The organism is Curtobacterium sp. 458 (genome assembly GCF_030406605.1).
Classification (GTDB): Bacteria; Actinomycetota; Actinomycetes; order Actinomycetales; family Microbacteriaceae; genus Curtobacterium.
Genome location: NZ_CP129104.1, coordinates 2,606,506 through 2,629,313, shown reverse-complemented (window position 1 = coordinate 2,629,313; position 22,808 = coordinate 2,606,506). Strand labels below are relative to the sequence as shown.

The following is a 22,808-nucleotide window of genomic DNA, read 5'->3' as shown; positions in this document are numbered from 1 at the left end:
GGCGCTGGGCTCAGTTGCCGGACGGGGTTGTGGAATCGGCAGGACCGATCAGCGTGCTCATTGCCCAGGGCCCCGGAACATCGAGTCGACGTAGGCAACCGCGCTCGCACCTTCTCCGTAGGTCAAGGTCGTTCTCACGCCCGCCAAGTAGTAACCGTCAGGGATCTGATCCCCTGGCTTCCACGCGACCTCGTTGCCGTCAGCGTCATCGTGCGTCGTCGAGCACCCGAGGCCGGCAACCGAACCGTTCGGACACACCGAGACCTCGTAGCTCGGCACGCCCCCGGTGTTCGCCGGCTCAGAGACGCCGATGACACCGTTCGCGTCACTCACACCGGGTCGCACGTTCACCGGCGTCGCCGTACCGATGCTGCCGGTCGACGCGCAGTAGCGATCATCGCTCGGAGTGCGGCACGCGGTGACACTCACGGAGAGTTCTGCGCCGTAGCGAGAGGGCGTCATGGTGACACCATCCGACGAGCCTTGGAGTCGCGCGCTTGTCCCGTCCGACAGCGTCACGACGTAGTGGTTGACGCGTCCGGCCGCGTTCAGCCCGGAGACGACCACGTCGAAGCGGCCCTCGCGGTCGGCGGTGTACGGCCCTCCGCTGCCGTCGACGTTCTCGACGCCGACGTTGCCTGTGGGCGCCCCCGGCGTCACGTAGGAGTCGACCGCGCTGTTCGTCACGGAGGCCGAGCAGAAGCCGAACGAGTTCACCGCGACGACCGCGTAGTACGCGCTCGAGCCGTCTGCAGCCGAGTCGTCCGTGAGAGTGCCAGCCGTCGACCGCGACCCCAGCGGCGCGCCGGAGGGACTCGTGCACGAGAAGTTCGGACCGTCGAGGCGGTACAGCGTGTACTGCGTCACCTGCGCCCCGTTCGGCGCGGCGTCGGCGAAGCTGATCGAGACGACGGTCCGGTCACCGGGAGAGCCGCCGGCCGAGGTGATCGGTGGCGCGCCGGGCTTCGTGACCGCGGTGCCCGACGCAGAACCGCTGTTCCACGTCACCACCGTGTTGTCGCGGTCCGCATCGTTGCGGGCCGAGACGGTCACGTCGTAGTTCGCCCCGCCCGTTGCCCCGTCGAACGAGGCGGACGTGGCGGTACCCGTGTGCCGGATCGTGTCGATTCCGTCGCCCTTGATCGTGACAACGTAGTCGTCGACGGCACTCCCTCGATTCGGCGCGGGGACAGCACTCCAGTTCACATCGAGACGACCGGGAGTTGACTGATCAGCCTTGACCGAGATGCCCGTCGGCGGCGCGGGCACGTAGTCGGCGCTCATCGGCACGGACTGTGCGGAGGGCTCGCTGTCCCCGACGGCGTTCGTCGCGACGACCGAGAACCGGTAGGAGGCCTTCGGGTCGAGACCCTTCACCTGGCAGACCGTCGCGGTCCCGCAGTCCTTCGAGACGCCGTTCGTCCCGGTGACCCGGTAGCCCGTGATCGGCGAGTTGTTCGCCTGGGGCGTCGACCACGTGAGCGACACCTGGCCGCCGTCGTAGGACCCCGTCCGGGTCGGGGCACCGGGCGCGTCCGGGACGTCCTGCACGGAGATCGTCACGTCGCCCCAGACGTACCGGTCGGGGTCGTTCGTGGCGTCGGCCACCTGGTACTGCAGGTGCGCGTCCACCGGCTTCGCCGTGTCAGACACCTGGACCTGGAGCCGCGACTTGTCGGCGCTCGGTGTCACGTTCACACCGGCCGGCAGGCCGCCGCCGAGTCCGCGGATGTCGACGACGCGGAGCCGCTCGCCCGGGAACGGATTCGTCGGCTGGTCGTTCGCGAGCACGTCGATGGTGGTCGTCTCGCCGCGCTTCGCGACGCTCTTGTCCGCACCGGGTTGCACGAGGGGACGGGTCGACGCGACCACGGACACGCTGACCGTTCCGGCACGGCCGGCGTTCGCGTCGTCGGCGACACCGACGCCGACCGACGCGGTGGTGTCCTTCTCCGCGGTGTCGGCCACCTTCACGATGAGCCGCTGCCCGGAGATCGTCGCCGAGACGCCCTCCGAGGGCTGACTCACGATCGAGTAGCGGAGCTCGGGGAGGTCCTTCGGGTACGGGTAGTCGGTCAGCTTCGCGAGGTCGATGGTGCGCGACGACCCGGGCTCCATGTCGAGAGCGGACCCGGAGAACGCCGGTGGCTGGTTCGACCGCGGCAACACCTTGATCGGGAGCACGAGTGTCGCGGTCCGCCCCTTGCCCCCGTTGGCGGACGAGCCGTCCGTGACCTCGAACGAGATCGACGCGTTGCCGTAGTAGAGCTTCGCCGAGGTGAACTGCAGCGTCGAAGAGTCGACGACCAGGTCCTGCCCGTTCGCGTGCGTCGCCTTCACGGTGCCGTCGTCGGTGATCGTCGCGGTCCGGCCGTTCGCGGTGACGACGTAGTCCGACAGCGGGATCCGCACGGTCGACTCGCTCTTCACGGTGATGGCCGGTGCCGTGCGGTCGATCTGCGGCAGGGCGTCGTCGAAGCCCGGCACGTTGATGAAGCCGTAGGAGACGATGTCCGGTCGGTCCTTCCGAGCGACCGAGAACGGGATCACCTGGGACTCGTCCGTCAGCCGGACGACGATCCGCTCGTCGTCGGTGAGCCTCGCGGTGTCGCCGTACCCGTCGACGACACCGACGGTGAGGTCGGCTGCGGTGCCCTCGGCGAAGAAGACGTTCTTGAGCACGTCGACCGTGACGCTCTGCCGCCGGATGATGTCCTGCAGGTCGAGCGTGGTGTCGTCGACCTCCGGACGGAGGGGCTGCGCGTCCTTGTCGACCGTGACCGTCAGGAACGCGGTGCTCGAGCCCCCGCTCTCGTTCGTCGCCGTGTACAACACCGCGAAGTCGCCGCTCGTCGCGGACTTCGGCGGAGTGACCCGGATCTGCTGCCCCCGGAGGACCTTCGCCCGCACGGTGTCGTCGGTCGGCTCGGCCTTCGTGACCGTGAGCTGACCGCCCTCGGGGTCGGAGTCGTTCTGGAGGACGCGCACGGTCACGGACCCACCGGGTCGGATCGTCACGTGGTCGGCCTCGGCCACCGGGTTCGACGCCTGCTCGGCACGAGGGGCGATGCCGACACGGACGGTCCCCGTGGCACGGGCACCGAGGGCGTCCACCACGGTGTAGGTGAACTCGTCGGTACCCGCCGAGTAGTCGCCGGCCTCGTAGGTCAGCGAATCGGACGACACGTCGCTCACGGAGCCCTTGTCCGGGTTCGAGCCGACCCCGACGAGCTGCACCGAGTCACCGTCCGGATCGATGCCGTTCAGCGGGATCGAGACCCGCACCGACCCGCCCGCCACCACGCGTGCGGTGACCGTCTGCGGGACCGGCGGGTTGTCCGTCGCCGTGTCCTTGTCACGGACCGAGATCGAGACCGTGGCGTCGGCGTACTGCCCGTCCGGACCCGCGACGCGGTACACCGCCGTGTAGCTGCCGGGGGTCTCCGGTGCGAGGTAGCGCAGGTGGTCGCCGGACACGAACAGCAGGCCGCCGTCGCCCGGGACGTTCTGCACGAGGTCCGGTTGCAGGGTGAGCGGCTCACCCTCGGGCTGCGTGTCGTTGTCGAGCACGGGGATGTTCGCCACGTCACCGACGCGGACCGTGGCGGTGTCGGGTTGGGCGACCGGCGGCTGGACCCGGTCGGGTTTCGGGATCTCGACGACCGTGATGGTGCCGGTCGCGGAGGCCAGGCCGTTGGTCTCGGTGTACCCGAAGGTCACGGGCCCGTCGAGCGGCGCCGTGAGGGTGATGCGGACCGTGTGCTGGTCGAGGATGCTCGTCTGCACACCCGACGCGCGGTCGGGGGCGTCGAGAGCGGTGACGAGGAGGACGCCGCCCGCCGGGTCGATGTCGGTCGCGGTGACGTCGGTGTCCTTCGTCGAGAGCGTGTTGACGAACACCGTCTTCGGCGTGGTGATCGGCGGCGTCGAGGCGTCCGGCGGCGCCTGGATCGTGACGCGGACCACGCCGCTGGTCGTCTTCGATCCGTCGGTCACGGTGTACTCGAGCTGGTGGTCGCCCGCGCCGGCGCCGACGACGCGGAACGTGCCGGAGTCGTAGCTCGGCGTGATGGTGAGGCCCTTGGACGACGACACGCTCGTGAGCGTCACCGTGCCGTTGCCGCCCCGGACGTGGTCGAGTGGGTCGACGGTGAACGCCTTGCCCGCGTACCCGGCGACGGGGAACGCGTCGGCGTAGAGCGGCACGCCGCCGGCCTTCGCGACCGTGACGGTCAGGGAGCCGCGGCCGTCCGCCTGGCCGTCGCTCACGACGAGCTGCACGGAACGGTCGCCTGTGCGTCCGCTCTTGTTGCGGTAGTCCAGCAGGCCGTCAGGGGTCGTCGAGACGGTGTCGCCGTCGGCTGCGGTCGCGGACTTCAGGTACACCGGGTCGCCGTCGGGGTCGACCCAGTCGCCCAGGACGTTCGAGACGACGTGTCCGTTCTGCACGACGTTCGCGCTGGTGTCCCGGACCTGGCGGGGCGCGTCGTTCTCGGACGGTTGCCGGACCGAGACGGTGACGGTCGCGGTGTCCGATCCGCCGTTGCCGTCGGTGATCGTGTAGGGGAACTTCACCGTGCCGCGAGCGCGGGAGGTCAACGTGATCTGGAGGCGCTGACCGTCGGCGACGATCGCGACGCGACCGATCGACTCGTCGATCTTCCCGACCTCCGAGACGATGATCGGGTCGCCGTTCGGGTCGTAGTCGTTGAGCAGGACCGGGAGGCTCGTGGTGCGTCCGGGACGCGCGCCCAGCGCGTCGTCGACCGCCACCGGCGGCTTCTGGTCCTTCTCGACCTCCGGGTCGTCGTCGGAGACCTGCTCCTGCTGCTGGTCGTCGTCCTTCTTGATCAGGTCGGACCAGTTGTCGATGAGCTGACCGCTCCGGTCGATGGCCCAGGACCGCCCGCTGTCGGGGTCGTTCGCGACCACCGTGCTGCCGTTGTGCAGGATCTGCAGGGCACCGCTGCTCGTCGCCTGCTCGAGGCGCTGCACCGCGCGGCCGTCACAGGTGTCGACCGCCTGTCCGCCGGCCCATGCACCGAAGACGCAGGCACCGTCGACGTAGGGACGCGCCGCGCGACCCGAGACCGCGAGCGGGGTCGCGTCGACCGCCCCGGACGGCGACACCCGGACGATCCCGGCCGTCCCGGCGACCACCACGCTGTCCCCGTCGGTCGTGGAACGCTGCAACGCGGGCTGGGCACCGACCCGGTCACCCAGCTCGACGCGGTCGCCGTCGATGGCGAGGACCCCGTCGGTCCGGTCGAGCACCGCGACGTTGCGGCCGAACGCCGCGACCTGGAGGTCGTGGTCGGCGTCCATCCGGACGGACCACTTCTGTGCCACCGACACGGTGGTGCCGAGGTCGACGAGCGAGGCGGTCGAGGTCTTCGGGGAGTAGACCGCGACGTGGTCGTCGGAGGCGTCGAACACCGCGTCGGCGCCGAGCGTCAGGTCCGCCTTGCTCGACGCGTCGAAGTCGGCGAGGTCCGCGGCGGGCGTCGTCCAGAGCTCTCCCGTGTCCGCGTTCCCGATGACGGCCGACGACCCCGCGAAGAACACCTGCGGGGACCCGGCCGGCAGCGTCACCGGGTCGCCCACGGTGGCGTCCGTGACGTCCACCTTGGCGACCGTGCCCTTCGTCTGGTCGACGCTGTAGACCGTGGAGCCGCGCTGGAGGACGGCCAACTGGTCGGTGGAGGTCTCGACCGCCGTGTTGAGTTCGAGGACACCGGTGTTGGCTCGTCCGATCGCCCCGTACTGCGACGACGGGACCCACACGGTGCCGTCGCCGAGGTCGACCCGCTGCGTGTGGTACCCGCTCGACGTCACGGCGGCCGTGGCGACCACGGCACCGACCACCACCGACGCTGCGGTGGTGATCGCCGCCGAGCGGTGCTTCGCGAGGAAGCCGCGGATCACCGGCCGCTCCCGATGGTCGCGCAGCGCTGCGCACTCGCGACGCCGGTCTTCCCGTCACGGTTGACCGCGACCGAGATGCACTCCTCGTCGCCACGCTGCCCGGAGACCACGAAGCTCGTCCCGGACTGCTGGCTCGACGCGCCGCTGGACGACACGACGTAGGTGTCCCCGCTGTCGAGACCGGGATCGGACCAGCGGAACGTCACGGACGTGGCGGTCGTGGTGGCGCGGACGTCCGACACGACCGGGATCGCTCCGCTGCCGAGCCGACCCACCACGACGACGGTCGCCACGGCCAGCGCGGCCACGACCACGACGGTCAGGGATCCCGCCCACAGCAGGGTCGAGCGGCTCCGGCGTCGCGCACGGGTCGTCGATCCGGTGCGGTGCACGGTGCCGACGCTCTGCGCGCCGATCGTCGCGACCCCGCCCTGCACCGCGCGGCGCGCTCGACGACGACCGCCCAGGCGGGACGGCGGCTGGAGTTCGCGGATCATCGTGCGGTCGCCCTCGGGCGCCGGAGTGGCGATGGCCCAGGCCTCGACCGCGACGTCGGCCGAGGTCTGCGGGATGCCGAGTTCGGCTTCGACCTGCTGGAACCCGCGGACGAGCTCCAGCACGGTCGCCGGACGCTGCTGGGGCTTGCGGGACATCGCGGCCGCGAGCAGACGCTCGAGCGTCGGTGGGACGTCCGTGCGCCCCGTGGGCTTCACCCCGCCCTTGTCGATCCGGCTCATCAGGTCGCCGGCGCCGTTCTTGCCCCCGCGGACCTCGAAGGGGCTCCGACCGGCCAGGAGCGAGTAGACGGTGGCCGCGAGCGAGTACACCTCGGACTGGATGGTGCCGCGCGACTCGTCGCCCAGGACCTCCGGCGCGGACCACGGGATCGACATGCCGACGGGTTCGTCGGGGTCGGACTCCCCCACCGTCGCGGCGATGCCGAAGTCGGACAGCACCGGGTTGCCGTAGGCGGTGAGGAGGATGTTCGAGGGCTTGATGTCGCGGTGCAGGACACCCTCACGGTGGGCGGTCTCGAGGGCGGCACCGATGCGGATCCCGATCGCGAGCACCTCGGAGACGGGGATCGGCTCGCGCCGGTACCGATCGCTCAGTGACGACGAGCAGAGCTCCATCACGAGGTACGGCCGGCCGTCGGCGGCGACGCTGGCCTGGAACACGGTGAGGATGGACGGGTGGGTGCTCAGCCGGGCCATCAGGTTCGCCTCGGCCTGGAACATCTGACGGACCCGGTCGTCGACGACCTCGTCCAGCAGCACCTTGACCGCGACCTTGCGACGGGGCATGTCCTGCTCGTAGAGGAAGACGTCCGCGAAGCCACCGGAGCCGAGGACGTGCACGGGGCTGAAGCCCGGGATCACGGGCGGGTCGGACGGCAGTCGTCGCGCCATGCTCCCCTCCTCCCCAGCCGTCGGACGGCCGGCACGCTCGTCACGGCCATGTCATTCTACGGAAGGCCCCCGACGCCCACCCGGGCACCCTGTGGACCCCACCAGCACGGACGACCCCAGTTCGGGGGTCAGTGTCGCGGCAGCGTGTCCTCGACGTCGCCGTCGTCGGGAGCACCGTCGACCTGCAGCACGACCACGGTCACGTTGTCGCGGCCGCCCGCGATGACCGCGTCGCCGACCAGGCGCTCCGCGAGTTCCTGCGCACCCTCGACACGCGCCGCGATGCGCGCGATGCCGACGTCGCCGAGCTCCTTCGTGAGACCGTCCGAGCACACGATGTAGCGGTCTCCCTGCCGGAGCGGCAGCGTCCACCAGTCCGGCTCCGGCGGCTCACCGAACCCGACGGCTCGGGTGATGACGTTGCTGTCCGGGTGGCGCTCGGCGTCCTCGGCGCGGAGGAGCCCGGCGTCGACCATCTCCTGCACGACCGAGTGGTCCACGGTCACGCGACGCATCACCCCGTCGTCGATCCGGTACGTCCGGGAGTCCCCGACGTTGAACACGAGCGCCGCCGGCTGACCCTGCGTCGCCACCAGCGCGATCCCGGTCACGGTCGTCCCCGCGCCGATCGCGTTGCCGCCCGCCGCCCGCTCGATGTCCGCGGTCGCGAGCAGGAGCGCACGCTGGATGCCCTGCCTGGTGGTGAACGGCTGCTCCGACACCTGCGCGAGGCGCCGGACGACGGCGTCGCTCGCACGGTCACCGGCGAGGTGGCCACCCATCCCGTCGGCGACGACGAAGAACGGGGCGCCGACGATGTAGCTGTCCTCGTTGTGGTCGCGACGACGTCCGACGTCGGTCGCCGCTCCCCACGACAGGGTGAGGACGGCGCCGTCGGCACCGGGGACGTCGATGGCGTGCGCGTTGGCTGCTCGGCCGAGTTCGGTCACGTGTACTGGATCGCTCTCTGGGGGGTCGGGGGCACGGCGGTCAGGGAACCGGTCACGGCCAGTCCGGCGGGGCGGGGACGGGATCCGCGGGCGGCACCCGGAGGTGTGGCGAGAGGATCTCGACGGCGTTGCCGTCACCGATCTCGACAACCGTACCCGTCAGGACCACCGCTGACCCACCCGACGCCAGTCGGAACGGCTTCCCCGCGACCGGCCGGACGACGGTCCCGTTGGTCGACCGGAGGTCCTCGACCACGGCCGCTTCGCCCGACGCCTGCAGGAGCACGTGCGACGACGAGACCTGTCCCGACGCCGAGTGCACGGTGACGAGCAGGGGCTCGGGTCCGCGCACGATCCGCGGCAGTGCGGGCCTCCGGCCCACGACCACCGGGCGGTCGAGCCGCAGCACGTGGTCGCCGATCCGGACCGACGGCGTGCGGGTGGTCCGTGGCGCGTCGGCCTGGAGGCCCGGTGCCGGTCCGCCGCTCGGCCCCCGGTCCGCATCGGGTCGCGCTGGTGCGCCCCGGACGGCGTCGTCCGTCGCCGGACCCGGTCCGCCGCGGGGCGAGCGAGCGGGACGGACGACCGTGTCGTCGTCGGGTACCGCACGGGAGGACGTGTCACCGCTGCGGGTGCGGATGACGGTGTCGCCGAACGGGTCGTCCGAGCCGTCCGGCCTGGGGCGGATGACCGTGTCGGCATCCGGCTCAGCTGAGCGGCGCCCGCGTGACCGGATGACCGTGTCGCCGAGGGGGTCGTCGCTGCCGGCGTCGACGTTACCGGGGTGAACGCGACCGGTGTCGACGCTGCCGCGAGCGTCTCGACGGTGCCGGATGACCGTGACGTCGACGTCGTCGACACCGTCGGCGGTGCCGTGTCCTTCGTCAGCGGTGTCGTCGTCGCGCACCCGGCCCCTCCCTCGCTGCTGGTCCAACCGTAGACGATGCGGTCGACCCTGCGCGTCATCGCCGTTCCCACGTCGGCGCGACGTCGCACCGGACCATCCTCAGCACGAGCGACGCCAAGGGGTCGTCGGCCGCCGTCTCGAGCGCGTACACCGCCCGGGTCCGTGCCCGCTCGGCCGAACCGAGGCCCCAGGCAGACCAGGCGGCGACCGCCAACGCGCCCGCCGCGCCGCGGGCGCACCCGTGCGGATCGTGTCCGGCGCGCCACAGCCGCCAGGCCTCGGCTGCCCGGTCGCCCGCGGTGCGCAACCGTGCCCGGTCGGGCATCGGCCCCGCGCCGGTGAGTGCCGGCGGGAGCCGGTCGACGAACGCGTCGAACGGGACCGCCGTCCGCGGATCGGGTTCGTTCGGGTCCGCGAGGTGCTCGAGGATGGCGAAGCGCGTCGCCAGCGCCGCGCACGACGTCAGCACCGCGACCGCGGCGAGTGGTGCGAGTGGCCGGTCGGCCGGGCCGTCCGTCAGGGCGGCGCAGGCCGCGCGGAGCGTCACCGCGGCAGCGATCTCACGCGGGTAGCGCACCGCTCGGTCGTGCTCGGATCGTGTCGTGGAGGGGATCATGCACGCCATCGAAGCGCGGTCCGTGCCTCCAGGCCGGTCGTCCGCAGCCGTCCGTGGACGGCGACCAGGCGCACCCCGCCTGTGCAGGAACGACCAGCGTCAGGTGCGGACCGTCTCGAGGGACTCGGCCACGAGGTCCCACCCCTCCGACGTGCGCTCGACGACCACACCGTGTTCGTCGGCCCACGCGACCAGCTCGTCCACGGTCGAGACGTCTGCGCGGGTCCGCCCGAGCAGCGAGACGAGGCGACCCTTCGCGGTCTTGTTCCAGTGGTTGAGCGCCTTGCGCCGACCACTGCCGTCCACGCTCACGACGCGAGGTACGAGTGCCTCGGGCACGGGGCCGAGCTGACGGTACCCCTCGGAGCGGAGGTCGAGGACGAGCCCGTCGGACCGCGAGGCGAGCGCCTCGGACGACACCGTCGGCCAGTGCGAAGCGAGCCGGAGCGTGCCGAGCCGCGAGTCGTGCGACAGCCGGTACGCCGGGATCGCGTCGCCCGCTCCGATCGGCCCGAACATCGCCGACTGCACGACGACGTGGTCGGACCACCACCGACGGGTCTCGTCGTCCGCCGACTGAGCGTCGAGCGGGTCGTAAAGCACCCCGGTGTAGCGGTCGATCGCCGGCATCGTCGGCGCCGTGTCCAGCACGAGGTTCCGGAACCGCTCGGCGATCGACTTCGGACCGAGCTTCAACGCCGTCCGGGCGGAGTCCTCCTCGGAACTGACGGAGCGGGCCGCGGTGATAACCGCGGCCCGCTCGTCGGACAGTTCCGGGAAGCTGAGCGCACGCAGGTCGAGCGTGCGGCTCGGGTCCCCGCCCTCCCGCTTCGTCTCCGAGGGCGGGAGGAGGACGGTCAGTCCGGTCAGGACGCCAGCGCGGCCTGCCGCGCCACGATCGTGACCGTGTCGTGCTCGACCGACAGGAAGCCGTCGGCGGCGTCCGCGGTCACCGTCGAGCCGTCGGCCCGGGTGATGCGGACCTGGCCCTCGGCGAGGGTCGCGAGCAACGGCTCGTGCCCCGCGAGGACACCGATCTGGCCCTCCGTCGTGCGAGCGACGACCATGGTGGCGTCGCCCGACCAGACCTCGCGGTCGGCCGAGACGACGCTCACGGTGAGTGCCGCCATGTCAGCGGTTCTCCTTCTGGATCTGCGCCCACTTCTCTTCCACGTCGTTGATGCCACCGACGTTGAAGAACGCCTGCGTCGCGACGTGGTCGAATTCGCCGTCGGCGATCGCGCGGAACGACTCGATGGTGTCCTTCAACGGGACGGTCGAACCCTCGACGCCCGTGAACTTCTTCGCCATGTACGTGTTCTGCGAGAGGAACTGCTGGATACGACGAGCGCGCTCGACCGTGATCTTGTCCTCTTCGGAGAGCTCGTCGACACCGAGGATCGCGATGATCTCCTGCAGTTCCTTGTTCTTCTGCAGGATCTGCTTGACACGCGTCGCGGTCTCGTAGTGGTCGGCGCCCAGGTACCGGGGGTCCATGATCCGCGACGTGGAGGTCAGCGGGTCGATGGCCGGGTAGAGACCCTGCGACGCGATCTCACGGGAGAGCTCGGTCGTGGCGTCGAGGTGCGCGAACGTGGTCGCCGGCGCCGGGTCGGTGTAGTCGTCAGCCGGCACGTAGATCGCCTGCAGCGAGGTGATCGAGTGACCGCGCGTCGAGGTGATGCGCTCCTGGAGCACACCCATCTCGTCGGCGAGGTTCGGCTGGTAACCCACGGCGGACGGCATGCGGCCGAGCAGCGTCGAGACCTCGGAACCGGCCTGCGTGAAGCGGAAGATGTTGTCGATGAAGAGGAGCACGTCCTGCTTCTGGACATCGCGGAAGTACTCCGCCATCGTCAGCGCCGACAGGGCCACGCGGAGGCGCGTTCCCGGCGGCTCGTCCATCTGGCCGAACACGAGGGCCGTCTTGTCGAAGACCCCGGCTTCTTCCATCTCGCCGATGAGGTCGTTGCCCTCACGGGTGCGCTCGCCGACACCGGCGAACACCGACACACCACCGTGGTCCTGCGCGACGCGCTGGATCATCTCCTGGATGAGGACCGTCTTGCCGACGCCCGCACCACCGAAGAGGCCGATCTTTCCACCCTGCACGTACGGGGTGAGGAGGTCGATCGACTTGATGCCCGTCTCGAACATCGAGGTCTTGGACTCGAGCTGGTCGAAGGCCGGAGCCTTGCGGTGGATCGGCCAACGCTCGGTGATCTCGAGCTGCTCGTCGGTGTTGAGCACGTTGCCCAGCACGTCGAAGACCTTGCCCTTGGTGACGTCACCGACGGGGACCGAGATCGGAGCGCCCGAGTCACGGACCTCCTGGCCACGGACCAGACCGTCGGTCGGCTTCAGGGAGATGGCGCGGACGAGGTCGTCGCCGAGGTGCTGCGCGACCTCGAGGCCGATCTCCTGCGACGAGTCACCGATGGTGACGGTCGTGTGCAGGAGGTTGTAGATGTCGGGGATGGCGTCGTGGGGGAACTCGATGTCGACGACGGGACCCGTGACACGGGCGATCCGGCCGACACCGGGCGCCGACGACGTCTCGACCGCGGTGGTGGCGGTGTCGGTCATGGCTGGTGCCTTCCTGAGGGTGGGTAACTGTCCGCGAACGACGCGGACTACTTCTTCTTCGACGAGAGGGCGTCGGCGCCGCCGACGATCTCGGAGATCTGCTGCGTGATCTCGGCCTGACGAGCGTTGTTCGCGAGGCGGGTGAAGTCACGGATGAGGGAGTCCGCGTTGTCACTCGCCGACTTCATCGCCTTCTGCCGGGCGGCGTGCTCGGAGGCAGCCGACTGCAGCATGGCGTTGAAGATGCGGCTCTCGATGTAGACCGGGAGCAGGGCGTCGAGCACGGCGTCCGCGTCGGGCTCGAACTCGTACAGCGGGAGCGGCTCGTCGTTCGACGGCGCCTCGACGCCCTCGACGACCTCGAGCGGGAGCAGCCGGACGACCTGCGGCTCCTGCGTCGCGATGCTCACGAAGCGGTTGAAGACGATGTGGATCTCGTCCACGCCGCCCTCGGCCGTGTCCTGGAGGAACTTGCCGACGACCGCGTCGCCGATCTCCTTGGCCGTCGAGAACTCGGGCTGGTCGGTGCCGCCGACCCACTGCTGCTCGGACGGGCGCTCACGGAAGCCGAAGTACCCGACCGCCTTGCGGCCGACGAGGTAGAACACGACGTCCTTGCCCTCGCTGCGGAGGAGGGACGCGAGTTCCTCACCCTGCTTGAGGACGTTCGTGCTGAACGCACCGTTCAGACCGCGGTCCGAGGTGAACAGCACGACGGCGGCGCGCGTCGACGACTCCGGCTCGGTGGTCAGCACGTGGTCGACGTTGGAGAACGTCGCCACGGCCGACACCGCCCGCGTCACGGCCCGCGAGTACGGACCGGACGCGGCCATGCGGGCCTGTGCCTTCTGGATCCGCGACGCCGAGATCAGTTCCATCGCGCGCGTGACCTTCTTCGTGGTCTTCGCGGACTTGATCCTCTGTCGGTAGACCCGGACCTGCGCTGCCATCTAGCGACGACCCTTGACGATCTGCTCCTGGTCGACGTCCTCGGCCGACGCAGCCTCGAACTGCTCCGAGCCGAGCGTCTTGCCGTCGCTCGTCTGGAAGCCCTTCTTGAAGGCGTCGATCTCGCGGTCCATCGCGGCGACAGTCTCGTCGCTGAGCTGGTTGGTCTCGCGGAGGGTGGTGAGGACGTCCGAGTTGCGGCGGAGGTGCTCCAGCAGCTCCGACTCGAAGCGCAGGACGTCGGACACGGGGACCTCGTCGAGCTTGCCGTTGGTACCGGCCCAGATCGAGACGACCTGCTCCTCGACCGGGTACGGCGAGTACTGCGGCTGCTTGAGGAGCTCGGTCAGGCGCGCACCACGGTCGAGCTGACGGCGCGACGCCTGGTCGAGGTCGGACGCGAACATCGCGAACGCCTCGAGCGAGCGGTACTGCGCGAGCTCGAGCTTGAGCGTGCCGGAGACCTTCTTGATCGACTTGACCTGCGCGTCACCGCCGACTCGGGAGACCGAGATACCCACGTCGACCGCCGGACGCTGGTTGGCGTTGAAGAGGTCGGACTGCAGGAAGATCTGGCCGTCCGTGATCGAGATCACGTTGGTCGGGATGTACGCCGACACGTCGTTCGCCTTGGTCTCGATGATCGGGAGACCCGTCATCGAGCCGGCGCCCAGGTCGTCCGACAGCTTCGCGCAACGCTCCAGCAGACGGGAGTGCAGGTAGAAGACGTCGCCCGGGTAGGCCTCGCGGCCCGGCGGACGGCGGAGGAGGAGGGACACGGCACGGTAGGCCTCGGCCTGCTTCGACAGGTCGTCGAAGATGATCAGGACGTGCTTGCCGCCGTACATCCAGTGCTGGCCGATGGCCGAGCCGGTGTAGGGGGCGAGGTACTTGAAGCCGGCCGGGTCGGAGGCGGGAGCAGCGACGATGGTGGTGTACTCCATCGCGCCGGCGTCCTCGAGCGCGCCCTTGACGGAGGCGATCGTGGAGCCCTTCTGACCGATGGCGACGTAGATGCAGCGGACCTGCTTGTTCTCGTCGCCGGAGTCCCAGTTGGCCTTCTGGTTGATGATCGTGTCGATCGCGATGGCCGTCTTGCCGGTCTGGCGGTCGCCGATGATCAGCTGACGCTGGCCGCGGCCGACGGGGATCATCGCGTCGATGGCCTTGATGCCGGTCTGGAGCGGCTCGTGGACCGACTTGCGGGACATGACGCCCGGAGCCTGGAGCTCGAGGGCACGACGACCCTCGGCTGCGATCTCGCCGAGACCGTCGATCGGGTTGCCGAGCGGGTCGACCACGCGACCGAGGAAGCCGTCGCCGACGGGGGCCGAGAGGACCTCGCCGGTACGGGTGACTTCCTGACCCTCTTCGATGCCGTCGAACTCGCCGAGCACGATGGCGCCGATCTCGTCCTCGTCGAGGTTCTGCGCGAGGCCGAGCGTGCCGTCCGCGAAGCGGATGAGCTCGTTGGCCATGACGCCGGGGAGGCCCTCGACGTGCGCGATGCCGTCACCGGCGTCGGTGACGTGCCCGACCTCGGCCGTGGAGGCCTTCGTCGGCTCGTAGTTCGAGACGAAGTCCTTCAGGGCATCACGGATCTCATCGGGGCTGATGGTGATGTCTGCCATGGGATTTTCCTTGTTGGTTTCCGGGGCCCTTCGGCTCCGAGAGGGTGATGCTGCCGTGACGACGACAGTTCCCGTTGTGGACTTGGGTGGGGCGGCTTCGACCGTACGCTCAGCCGGCCAGCTGGAGCCGGAGCTCCGCCAGGCGCGTGGACACGGTGCCGTCGATGACGTCGCCGCCGATCTGCACCCGGACCCCGCCGACGACCGAGGGGTCGACGACCTGGTTGATGCTGATGTCCTTGCTGTACCGCTCGCCGAGGCCGCGGGCCACGCGGGCCGACTGTCCGGCGTCGAGCGGCGTCGCGGTGATGACCGTCGCGACGAGCTTGTCCGCCTGGTCCGCCACGATCCGGCTCGCCTCACGCACCAGCTCGCCGATCCGACGACCGCGCGGCTGCTGCACGAGCGCCGAGAGGATCGTCACGGTCTGCTGCGACGCCTTGGAGCCGAGCAGCCGCTCGACGAGCGCGCCCTTCTCCGCCGGACTGCCGAGCTTGGTGCCGAGCGCCAGCTCGAGGTCGGCGTCCGAACGGACGGCGGTCTCGAAGGCGAACAGCTCCGACTCGATCGAGGTGCCCGTCCCCGCGGTGGCGGCGACGGCGCGGATGCCCGCGTCCTCGATGCCCGCGAGCAGGTCTTCCTGCGACGACCAGCGCGAGCCGGCCACCGCGGTCAGGACCGCACGCGTGGCGTCCGACTGACCGGCGAAGACGCGGTCGATGAGGACCTTCTTGCCGGCCGGGTCGGCCGTCGGGTCGGACAGCAGACCGAGCAGCTGCGGCGCACCGGCGATCGCACGCCCGGAGGCGAGGATCTCGGCACCCGTGGCCAGGTCGGCGCTGCTTCCGAGGTCGGCGAGCACCGCCCTCGTGGACGCGAGTGCTTCCCTGGTGGCGCTGCGCATGCTCAGCGCTCCCCGGCCTTGGAGGCCTCGAGGTCCGCGAGGAAGCGGTCCACGACGGCGTTCGACTTCGCGTCGTCCTTGAGGGACTCGCCGATCACACCGGACGCGAGGTCCAGCGCGAGCGAGCCGACCTCGGTGCGGAGCGACTGGAGCGCGCTCTGGCGCTCGGCCTCGATCTGCGCCTGGGCGTTGGCGGTGATGCGCGCGGCATCGGCAGCAGCCTGCTCGCGGACCTCGTTGCCGATCGCGGTCGCGTCGGCACGGGCCTGCTCACGGATGCGCGATGCCTCGGCACGCGCCTCCGCCAGCTGCTTGTTGTACTCGTCGAGCGCAGCGGCGGCCTGCTCCTGAGCTGCCTCCGCCTTCTTGATGCCACCTTCGATGGCCTCGGTGCGCTCGTCGAGCATCTTCGTGATCCGCGGGATGATGACCCGCCAGAAGACCAGGAGGATGACGACGAACGCAACCAGCGACCACACGATGTCGTACACCGGCGGGATGAGGGGACTGTGCGTCTCCTCCGCCGCGATGATCAGTGCGTTCTGCATCGACTGGCCTTTAGTTGGTGAAGATGAAGTACGTCGCGATACCGATGAAGGCGAGGGCCTCGGTGAAGGCGATACCGATGTACATGAGGGTCGTCAGGCGGCCCTGGAGCTCCGGCTGGCGAGCGACGGACTCGATCGTCTTGCCGACGACGATGCCCACGCCGATGGCCGGGCCGATCGCCGCGAGGCCGTAGCCCACCGTCGCGATGTTGCCGTTGATCTCCGCGAGAACGGTCGTTGCGTCCACGTGTGTTCCTTTCAGGTGCGGCCCGGCGGATGCCGTGCCGTATGGGGGGTCAGTACAGGTCAGTGCTCGTCAGCCAGCGCGAGCTGGATGTACACGGCGGTCAGCAGCATGAAGACGTACGCCTGCAGCAGCGCGACCAGGATCTCGAAGAAGCTGAACGCGATGCCGAACGCGAGCGTCCCGACGCCGAAGAGCTTGAAGGCACCCTCGGTGTCGAACAGGAAGAACTGCGTCGCTGCGAAGAACAGGACGAGCAGCAGGTGGCCGACGACCATGTTCATGAGGAGTCGGAGCGTCAGCGTCACCGGACGGAGCACGAAGGTCGAGACGAGCTCGATCGGCGTCACGATGATGTAGAGCGGCCACGGCACCCCGGGCGGGAACAGCGCGTTGCGGAGGAACGCGCCCGGGTGCTTCCGGAGGCCCGCGTAGATGAACGCCACGTAGGCGACGATCGCGAGGATCATCGGGTACGCGATGCGGCTGGTGCCCTGCAGGTTGAACCCGGGGATGAGACCCGTCAGGTTCAGGAACAGCACCGAGAAGAAGATCGTGGCCAGGAGTGGCAGGAAGCGCTTGCCGTCCTTCTCGCCGAGGTTGTCGAACGTGTTGCGACGGACGACGTCGAACGCGTACTCGATGAGCGCCTGACCGCGACCGGGGACGAGCTTCAGCGAGCGGGTCCCGACGATCCCGATGATCAGCAGCACCGCGACGGCGATGAAGCGGATGATGACGAGGCGGTCGATCTCGAACGGCGTCCCGGCGAAGAAGATCGCGTCAGGGAAGAACTCGTTGATCGACGGACCGTGGAACTCGGCGGCGTGGCTGCTCCCCGCCGCGACGGGGTTGACCGCAGCGGTGAGGGACAGGGGAAGAGCGTGGGATAGCAGCGCTGTCTCCTGTGTCGGCGCGCGCACACACGGCACGCGATGGTGGACTTTGTGGAGGCTCGTCCGCTCCGAGCGAGGCTCCGGACGCGGACTTCGAGAAGCCTATCAGGTGCGAGAGGCTTCCCGGGCTCTCAGTCGCGGGTGTCGTCCTTCTCAGGTTCCGAGGAGGAACCGGGCAGCGACACCCCGATCGGGACCCGCGCCTTCGCGACCGCGACGACGTCGATGACGAGCGACCCGACGACCCCGACGATGATCACGACCGCGAGGATCGGGAAGTCCACCCACGCACGGTCGCGCAGCGCCACGAGCACGACGATGAAGAGCACGAACTTCAGCAGCCAGGTCCCCATCACGATGCCGAAGAACGCACCGGAGATCATCTGCCCCTTGGAGACCCGGAGCGCGACGAGCACCGACAGTGCAGTGAGTCCGAGGAACACGACGCTCAGCACGGCGCCGAGCAGGCCACCCGCCAGCCCGGGCGTGCCGGCGACGAGGAGCCCCACGACTCCCCCGACGACGGCGAGGGCGACCGCGAGCAGGCCCGCCCAGACGAGGATGCGGCGGAACACCGGCCGGACGTGGTCGAGCGCGTTCGGTGCGGTCACGTGATGTCTCCAGGGATCGTGCGGTCGTTGGCGGCCCGGTCGAGCGGGTCGAGGCTGGCGTCCACCACGGCGGCGGAGCGGTTGGCGGTCTGGGCGGCGATCTCGGTGCGCTTGCGGCCGAGCGGGGCGAAGGTGGCGACGGCGCACACCGTGAACCCGACCGCGACGAACGCCACCACCCAGTACCAGTCGACGAAGAGGAAGAGCAGGCAGCCGAACGCGACGGTGGCGGTCCAGGCGTAGAAGATCAGTACCGCGTGGAAGTGCGAGTGCCCCATGTCGAGCAGGCGGTGGTGCAGGTGCTTCCGGTCGGCCGAGAACGGCGACTTCCCGGCACTGAGCCGCCGGGTGACCGCGAGCCCGAAGTCGAGGATCGGCACGATGAGGATCGCGAAGGGCAGCAGGATGGGGATGAACGCCGGCAGCAGGGCCTGGCGTGTCTGCACGGCCGCGGGGTCGATGTTGCCCGTGACGCTCACCGCGCTCGTGGCCATGAGGAAGCCCACGAGCAGCGCACCTGCGTCCCCCATGAAGAGCTTCGCCGGGTGCCAGTTCAGGATGAGGAAGCCGAAGCACGCCCCGACGAGGACCGCGGTCAGGAGCGACGGCAGGTTGAAGAAGAACTCCGTCTGCTGCACGACGCGGTTGATGAAGAACGTGTAGAGGAAGAACACCCCGCCGGCGATGATCGCCACCCCGGCGACGAGCCCGTCGAGCCCGTCGATGAAGTTCACCGCGTTCATCACGAGCACGACCGCCAACACCGTGAAGATGAGGCTCATGTAGGACGAACCGACTCCGAGCGTGTTCCCGATCGGCAGGGAGACGATCGCCACGCCCTGCCACGCCAGGATGCCGGCGGCGATGATCTGGCCCGCCAGCTTCGTCATCCAGTCGAGGTCCCAGATGTCGTCCGCGACGCCGAGGACCACGATGATCGTCGCTCCGCCGAGGACGGCGAGCACGCGCCCCGGTTCGGAGAACACGAGCCGGAAGTAGTCGGTCCCGGCGATCGACGGGAACAGGAACCAGGCGGCGAGCATCGCCACGATGACGCCGAGGTACATCGCGATCCCGCCGAGCCGGGGCGTCGGGGTGCGGTGCACGTCACGCTCGCGGACCTTCGGGTACCACCGGAACCGGACGCCGAGCTTCCACACCAGCCAGCTGATGCAGAAGCTCACGACCGCGGCGATGGCTCCCGCGAGCAGGTAGTACTTCACGCGATCAGGTCGGCTCCGACGACCCGCGCGATCTCGTCGTCGGGGATCACCCCGTGCCGCACGATCGTCAGCTTGTCGCCGGTCGAGAGCCCGGTCGCGTCGACGATGGTCGAGCCGGTCGACGCGGCGAACCCGTCGTGCACCTCGATCGGGCCGCCGTCGAGGTACACCGAGACGCTCTCGCCGAGCATCCGCTCCGCGGCGTCGACGTCCATCGCGGCCGGGTCGCCGGTGCTGTTCGCCGAGGAGACCGCGAGCGGCCCGACCTCCTGCAGCAGCTCGAGCGCGATCCGGGAGTCCGGCATGCGGAGCGCGACGGTCCCCCGGGTCTCGCCGAGGTCCCAGTCGAGCGACGGCTGTGCGCGGAGGATGACCGTGAGGCCACCGGGCCAGAACTCGTCGACGAGGTCGCGCACCTGCTGCGGCACCTCGCTCGCGAGCGCGTCGAGCGTGGGCGGCCCCGGGATGAGCACCGGCGGCGGGGACTGCCGCGTGCGGCCCTTCGCGTCGAGCAGCCGCTGCACGGCGGCCTGGCTGAAGGCGTCCGCGGCGAGGCCGTAGACGGTGTCGGTGGGGACGACGACGAGCTCTCCCCGTCCGAGCGCGGCACGTGCGAGCCGCATCCCGGTGAGGAGACCGTCGTTGTCGGTGCAGTCGTATCGGGAGGCCATGACTCGCACGATGATAGTGCGACACAATGGGTGGCATCGTGAACGAGACCGCCGTGCCCCCGCTCCTCTTCCTGTTCGACATGGACGAGGTCCTCGTCCGCTACGACTGGCGCGTGCGGATGGAGGCCCTCGCCGAGTTCACCGGACACGACTTCGCCGAGCTCCGCCGCCGCTGGTGGGACTGCGGGAACGAGGCCAGGGCCGAGGCCGGCCACTGGCCCGACGGGGACGCCTACCTCGCCGCGTTCGAGGACGCGATGGGCTGCGACGTCCCGGAGTCCGAGTGGGCACGCTTCCGCGGCGCGGCGATGACCGAGCTGCCCGAGCGGGTCGAGGCGGTCCGGATCGCGGCCGAGCACGGGCGCGTCGGGCTGCTGACGAACAACGGTCCGCTCGCCGGGCGCTGGATCGCGCGGTGGGTGCCGTCCCTCGCGGCGGTCTTCGGCGACCACCTCGACACGACGAGCAACTTCGGTGCACGCAAGCCCGAACCCGAGGTCTTCCTGCGGGCGCTCGAGCACCACGGCGTCCCGGCCGAGCGCACCTTCTTCGCCGACGACATGCCGGTCAACGTCGAGGGCGCGCGGAGCGTCGGCATCCACGCCGTCCTGGTCGAGGAGCACACCGATCTCCGCGAGGCGGTCCGCGCCTTCGTCGCGGAACAGGAGCAGGAGCGGGTCGCCTCCCCCGTCGCCTGATCGACGCGCCGCGTCACGACCGGCCGGGAGGCACGGCTCGCGTCCGCCCGCGGGTCGCGTCAGCGGGTGGCCGTCGTGGTGCGGTCGCGGCCGGTCAGGTCGACGTGCGTCTCCGGGGAACGGAACCCCCGCGCGGCGAGGACCTCGCGGACGCCCGCACCCTGCTGTTCCGCGTGCTCGACGACGAGCAGGCCGCCGGGCACGAGGAGGCGCCAGGCGGTCTCGGTGAGCGCACGGACGGCGTCGAGGCCGTCCGCTCCCCCGTACAGCGCGAGCGACGGGTCGTGGTCCCGGACCTCGGGGTCGACCGGCACCATGTCGTCGGGGACGTACGGCGGGTTCGACACGACGACGGAGACGGTGCCGTCGAGCTCGGGCAGCGCGTCGGCGAGGTCGCCCTCGACGAGCCGGACGGTGCCGCCGTGGGCGTCCACGTTGCGTCGGGTCCACGGCAGGGCCTCGGGTGAGCGCTCGACCGCGTACACGACCGCGTTCGGCACCTCGGTGTCCATCGCGATGGCGATGGCACCGCTGCCGGAGCCCAGGTCGACGGCCACGGGCGCGGGCAGCGCGGTGGCGCGGAGCGCGTCGATGCCGAACTGCACGACGCCCTCGGTCTCTGGTCGCGGGACGAACACGCCCGGTCCCACCGCGAGCGTGAGGGCACGGAAGTGCGCCTCGCCCGTGATGTGCTGGAGCGGCTCGCGGGTGGTCCGGCGAGCGACCGCGTGACGGAAGCGCTCGACGTGCTCCGGTGCGATCGCTCCCCCGGTCAGCGCCCGGGCCTGGACGGCGCCGCGCGAGGTGTCGGTCGCCCAGGCGAGCAGGAGCTCGGCGTCGACCAGTGGAGTCGGGACACCGGCACCGTCGAGCGCCGCGGTCGCCTGCTCGAGCAGGCGATCCGCAGCGAACGGGACGGGAGTGTCGGCGGTGATCCGAGCCTCCCGGCGGGGTTCGGTCACGCGTCCTGGTCGCCGATGGCGGCCAGGCGGGCCTCTTCGTCCGCCGTGATGGCGGACTGGATGACGGGTTCGAGCGCGCCGTTCATCACCCGGTCGAGGTCGTACGCCTTGTAGCCGGTCCGGTGATCCGCGATGCGGTTCTCCGGGAAGTTGTACGTGCGGATGCGCTCGGAACGGTCCATGCCGCGGATCTGCGACTTGCGCGCGTCCGAGGCGATCGCGTCGAGCTCCTCCTGCTGCTTCGCGAGGATGCGTGCACGGAGGACGCGCATGCCGGCCTCGCGGTTCTGCAGCTGCGACTTCTCGTTCTGCATCGCCACCGTGATGCCCGTGGGCAGGTGGGTGATGCGGACCGCGGAGTCCGTCGTGTTCACCGACTGACCGCCGGGACCGGAGGACCGGTACACGTCGATCTTGAGGTCGTTCTGGTTGATCTGGACCTCTTCGGGCTCGTCGACCTCGGGGAACACCAGCACGCCCGTGGTCGACGTGTGGATGCGCCCCTGCGACTCGGTCGCCGGCACCCGCTGCACGCGGTGCACGCCACCCTCGTACTTCAGGTGCGCCCAGACGCCCTGGGACGGGTCGGTCGCGTTCGACTTGATCGCGACCTGCACGTCCTTGTAGCCGCCGAGGTCGGACTCGGTGCGCTCGAGGAGCTCGACCTTCCAGCCCTTCGTCTCGGCGTAGTGCGAGTACATCCGCAGGAGGTCGGCCGCGAAGAGCGCCGACTCCTCGCCGCCCTCACCGCCCTTGATCTCCATGATGACGTCGCGGCCGTCGTCGGGGTCGCGCGGGATGAGCAGCCGACGGAGACGCTCCTGGCGCTCCTGCAGCTGCTCCTCGAGCGCGGGGACCTCGTCCGCGAACGCCTCGTCCTCGCGCGCGAGTTCCCGGGCGGCGGCGAGGTCGTCCCCCGCCGCCTGCCAGGACTCGTACGCGGACTTGATCTGGTTGAGCTCGGCGTACCGCCGGTTCACCTTCTTCGCACGGACCGGATCGGCGTGGAGCGCGGGGTCCGACAGCTGCTGCGTCAGGTCCTCGTGTTCCGCCAGCAGCCCCGCTACCGACTCGAACAC

At 70.2% G+C, this 22,808-nt stretch carries 20 protein-coding genes; 1 reads left to right on the top strand and 19 read right to left on the bottom strand.

Annotated elements, in window-relative coordinates; genetic code table 11:
* Positions 1-57: 57 nt before the first annotated feature.
* The 17 genes from QPJ90_RS12815 to QPJ90_RS12735 all read right to left on the bottom strand — a co-directional run bounded on the left by QPJ90_RS12815 (position 58) and on the right by QPJ90_RS12735 (position 20,069).
* Complete coding sequence (locus QPJ90_RS12815; RefSeq protein WP_290131582.1) at positions 58-5,925, bottom strand: Ig-like domain-containing protein; 5,868 nt, start codon at positions 5,923-5,925, stop codon at positions 58-60.
* Positions 5,922-7,334 (bottom strand): serine/threonine-protein kinase, encoded by a 1,413-nt coding sequence (locus QPJ90_RS12810; protein ID WP_290131581.1) that lies wholly within the window; start codon positions 7,332-7,334, stop codon positions 5,922-5,924. Before QPJ90_RS12810 ends, QPJ90_RS12815 begins: the two co-directional genes overlap by 4 nt.
* 128 nt (positions 7,335-7,462) lie before the next feature.
* Positions 7,463-8,284, bottom strand: coding sequence for a protein phosphatase 2C domain-containing protein (locus QPJ90_RS12805; RefSeq protein WP_290131580.1), 822 nt, complete (start codon positions 8,282-8,284; stop codon positions 7,463-7,465).
* A 52-nt stretch (positions 8,285-8,336) separates the two neighbouring features.
* Entirely contained in the window at positions 8,337-9,191 is an 855-nt protein-coding gene (locus QPJ90_RS12800) for an FHA domain-containing protein (protein WP_290131579.1), read from the bottom strand.
* 55 nt (positions 9,192-9,246) lie between these two features.
* The gene (locus QPJ90_RS12795) at positions 9,247-9,807 is read right to left on the bottom strand and encodes a hypothetical protein (protein WP_290131578.1); all 561 of its coding nucleotides are present in this window, start codon (positions 9,805-9,807) and stop codon (positions 9,247-9,249) included.
* Positions 9,808-9,906: 99 nt separating this feature from the next.
* Positions 9,907-10,668 (bottom strand): peroxide stress protein YaaA, encoded by a 762-nt coding sequence (locus QPJ90_RS12790; RefSeq protein WP_290134228.1) that lies wholly within the window; start codon positions 10,666-10,668, stop codon positions 9,907-9,909.
* 5 nt (positions 10,669-10,673) lie between these two features.
* Entirely contained in the window at positions 10,674-10,937 is a 264-nt protein-coding gene (locus tag QPJ90_RS12785) for a F0F1 ATP synthase subunit epsilon (RefSeq protein ID WP_022905158.1), read from the bottom strand.
* Position 10,938: 1 nt separating this feature from the next.
* Positions 10,939-12,393, bottom strand: a complete 1,455-nt coding sequence (gene atpD / locus QPJ90_RS12780) for a F0F1 ATP synthase subunit beta (protein WP_290131577.1) — start codon at positions 12,391-12,393, stop codon at positions 10,939-10,941.
* A 47-nt stretch (positions 12,394-12,440) separates the two neighbouring features.
* Positions 12,441-13,343 carry a F0F1 ATP synthase subunit gamma gene (locus QPJ90_RS12775; protein ID WP_290131576.1) on the bottom strand — a complete coding sequence of 301 codons (903 nt, stop codon included), beginning with the start codon at positions 13,341-13,343 and terminating at the stop codon, positions 12,441-12,443.
* Positions 13,344-14,972: a F0F1 ATP synthase subunit alpha gene (gene atpA / locus QPJ90_RS12770; protein ID WP_290131575.1), complete on the bottom strand. Its 1,629-nt coding sequence runs from the start codon at positions 14,970-14,972 to the stop codon at positions 13,344-13,346.
* Between the two features lie 109 nt (positions 14,973-15,081).
* A complete protein-coding gene (locus QPJ90_RS12765) occupies positions 15,082-15,876 on the bottom strand; it encodes a F0F1 ATP synthase subunit delta (protein WP_290131574.1) in 795 nt (264 codons plus the stop codon).
* 2 nt (positions 15,877-15,878) lie between these two features.
* Positions 15,879-16,424 (bottom strand): F0F1 ATP synthase subunit B, encoded by a 546-nt coding sequence (locus QPJ90_RS12760; RefSeq protein WP_290131573.1) that lies wholly within the window; start codon positions 16,422-16,424, stop codon positions 15,879-15,881.
* Positions 16,425-16,434: 10 nt separating this feature from the next.
* Positions 16,435-16,671, bottom strand: a complete 237-nt coding sequence (atpE, locus tag QPJ90_RS12755; RefSeq protein WP_027465781.1) for an ATP synthase F0 subunit C — start codon at positions 16,669-16,671, stop codon at positions 16,435-16,437.
* A gap of 59 nt (positions 16,672-16,730) precedes the next feature.
* On the bottom strand, positions 16,731-17,543 hold the full coding sequence (gene atpB, locus QPJ90_RS12750; RefSeq protein WP_290134227.1) for a F0F1 ATP synthase subunit A: 813 nt from the start codon (positions 17,541-17,543) through the stop codon (positions 16,731-16,733).
* Positions 17,544-17,695: 152 nt separating this feature from the next.
* Positions 17,696-18,175, bottom strand: coding sequence for a hypothetical protein (locus tag QPJ90_RS12745; RefSeq protein WP_290131572.1), 480 nt, complete (start codon positions 18,173-18,175; stop codon positions 17,696-17,698).
* The gene (locus tag QPJ90_RS12740; RefSeq protein ID WP_290131571.1) at positions 18,172-19,398 is read right to left on the bottom strand and encodes an MraY family glycosyltransferase; all 1,227 of its coding nucleotides are present in this window, start codon (positions 19,396-19,398) and stop codon (positions 18,172-18,174) included. Before QPJ90_RS12740 ends, QPJ90_RS12745 begins: the two co-directional genes overlap by 4 nt.
* Positions 19,395-20,069, bottom strand: a complete 675-nt coding sequence (locus QPJ90_RS12735; protein WP_290131570.1) for an L-threonylcarbamoyladenylate synthase — start codon at positions 20,067-20,069, stop codon at positions 19,395-19,397. Before QPJ90_RS12735 ends, QPJ90_RS12740 begins: the two co-directional genes overlap by 4 nt.
* Positions 20,070-20,107: 38 nt before the next feature.
* Here QPJ90_RS12735 and QPJ90_RS12730 point away from each other — a divergent pair, with 38 nt between their 5' ends.
* Positions 20,108-20,767, top strand: coding sequence for an HAD-IA family hydrolase (locus QPJ90_RS12730; protein WP_290131569.1), 660 nt, complete (start codon positions 20,108-20,110; stop codon positions 20,765-20,767).
* A 59-nt stretch (positions 20,768-20,826) separates the two neighbouring features.
* Here the strand turns inward: QPJ90_RS12730 and prmC are convergent, their stop codons facing one another.
* Together prmC and prfA are read right to left on the bottom strand one after the other, a co-directional pair.
* The gene (prmC, locus tag QPJ90_RS12725) at positions 20,827-21,663 is read right to left on the bottom strand and encodes a peptide chain release factor N(5)-glutamine methyltransferase (protein ID WP_290134226.1); all 837 of its coding nucleotides are present in this window, start codon (positions 21,661-21,663) and stop codon (positions 20,827-20,829) included.
* Positions 21,664-21,725: 62 nt separating this feature from the next.
* Positions 21,726-22,808, bottom strand: a complete 1,083-nt coding sequence (gene prfA, locus QPJ90_RS12720) for a peptide chain release factor 1 (RefSeq protein WP_290131568.1) — start codon at positions 22,806-22,808, stop codon at positions 21,726-21,728.

Coding starts and splice junctions, on each gene's coding strand:
- QPJ90_RS12735 (WP_290131570.1), bottom strand. CDS start 20,069: ATGGCCTCCCGATACGACTGCACCGACAACGACGGTCTCCTCACCGGG.
- QPJ90_RS12810 (WP_290131581.1), bottom strand. CDS start 7,334: ATGGCGCGACGACTGCCGTCCGACCCGCCCGTGATCCCGGGCTTCAGC.
- QPJ90_RS12795 (WP_290131578.1), bottom strand. CDS start 9,807: ATGATCCCCTCCACGACACGATCCGAGCACGACCGAGCGGTGCGCTAC.
- QPJ90_RS12760 (WP_290131573.1), bottom strand. CDS start 16,424: ATGCAGAACGCACTGATCATCGCGGCGGAGGAGACGCACAGTCCCCTC.
- QPJ90_RS12785 (WP_022905158.1), bottom strand. CDS start 10,937: ATGGCGGCACTCACCGTGAGCGTCGTCTCGGCCGACCGCGAGGTCTGG.
- QPJ90_RS12775 (WP_290131576.1), bottom strand. CDS start 13,343: ATGGCAGCGCAGGTCCGGGTCTACCGACAGAGGATCAAGTCCGCGAAG.
- QPJ90_RS12765 (WP_290131574.1), bottom strand. CDS start 15,876: ATGCGCAGCGCCACCAGGGAAGCACTCGCGTCCACGAGGGCGGTGCTC.
- atpA (WP_290131575.1), bottom strand. CDS start 14,972: ATGGCAGACATCACCATCAGCCCCGATGAGATCCGTGATGCCCTGAAG.
- atpD (WP_290131577.1), bottom strand. CDS start 12,393: ATGACCGACACCGCCACCACCGCGGTCGAGACGTCGTCGGCGCCCGGT.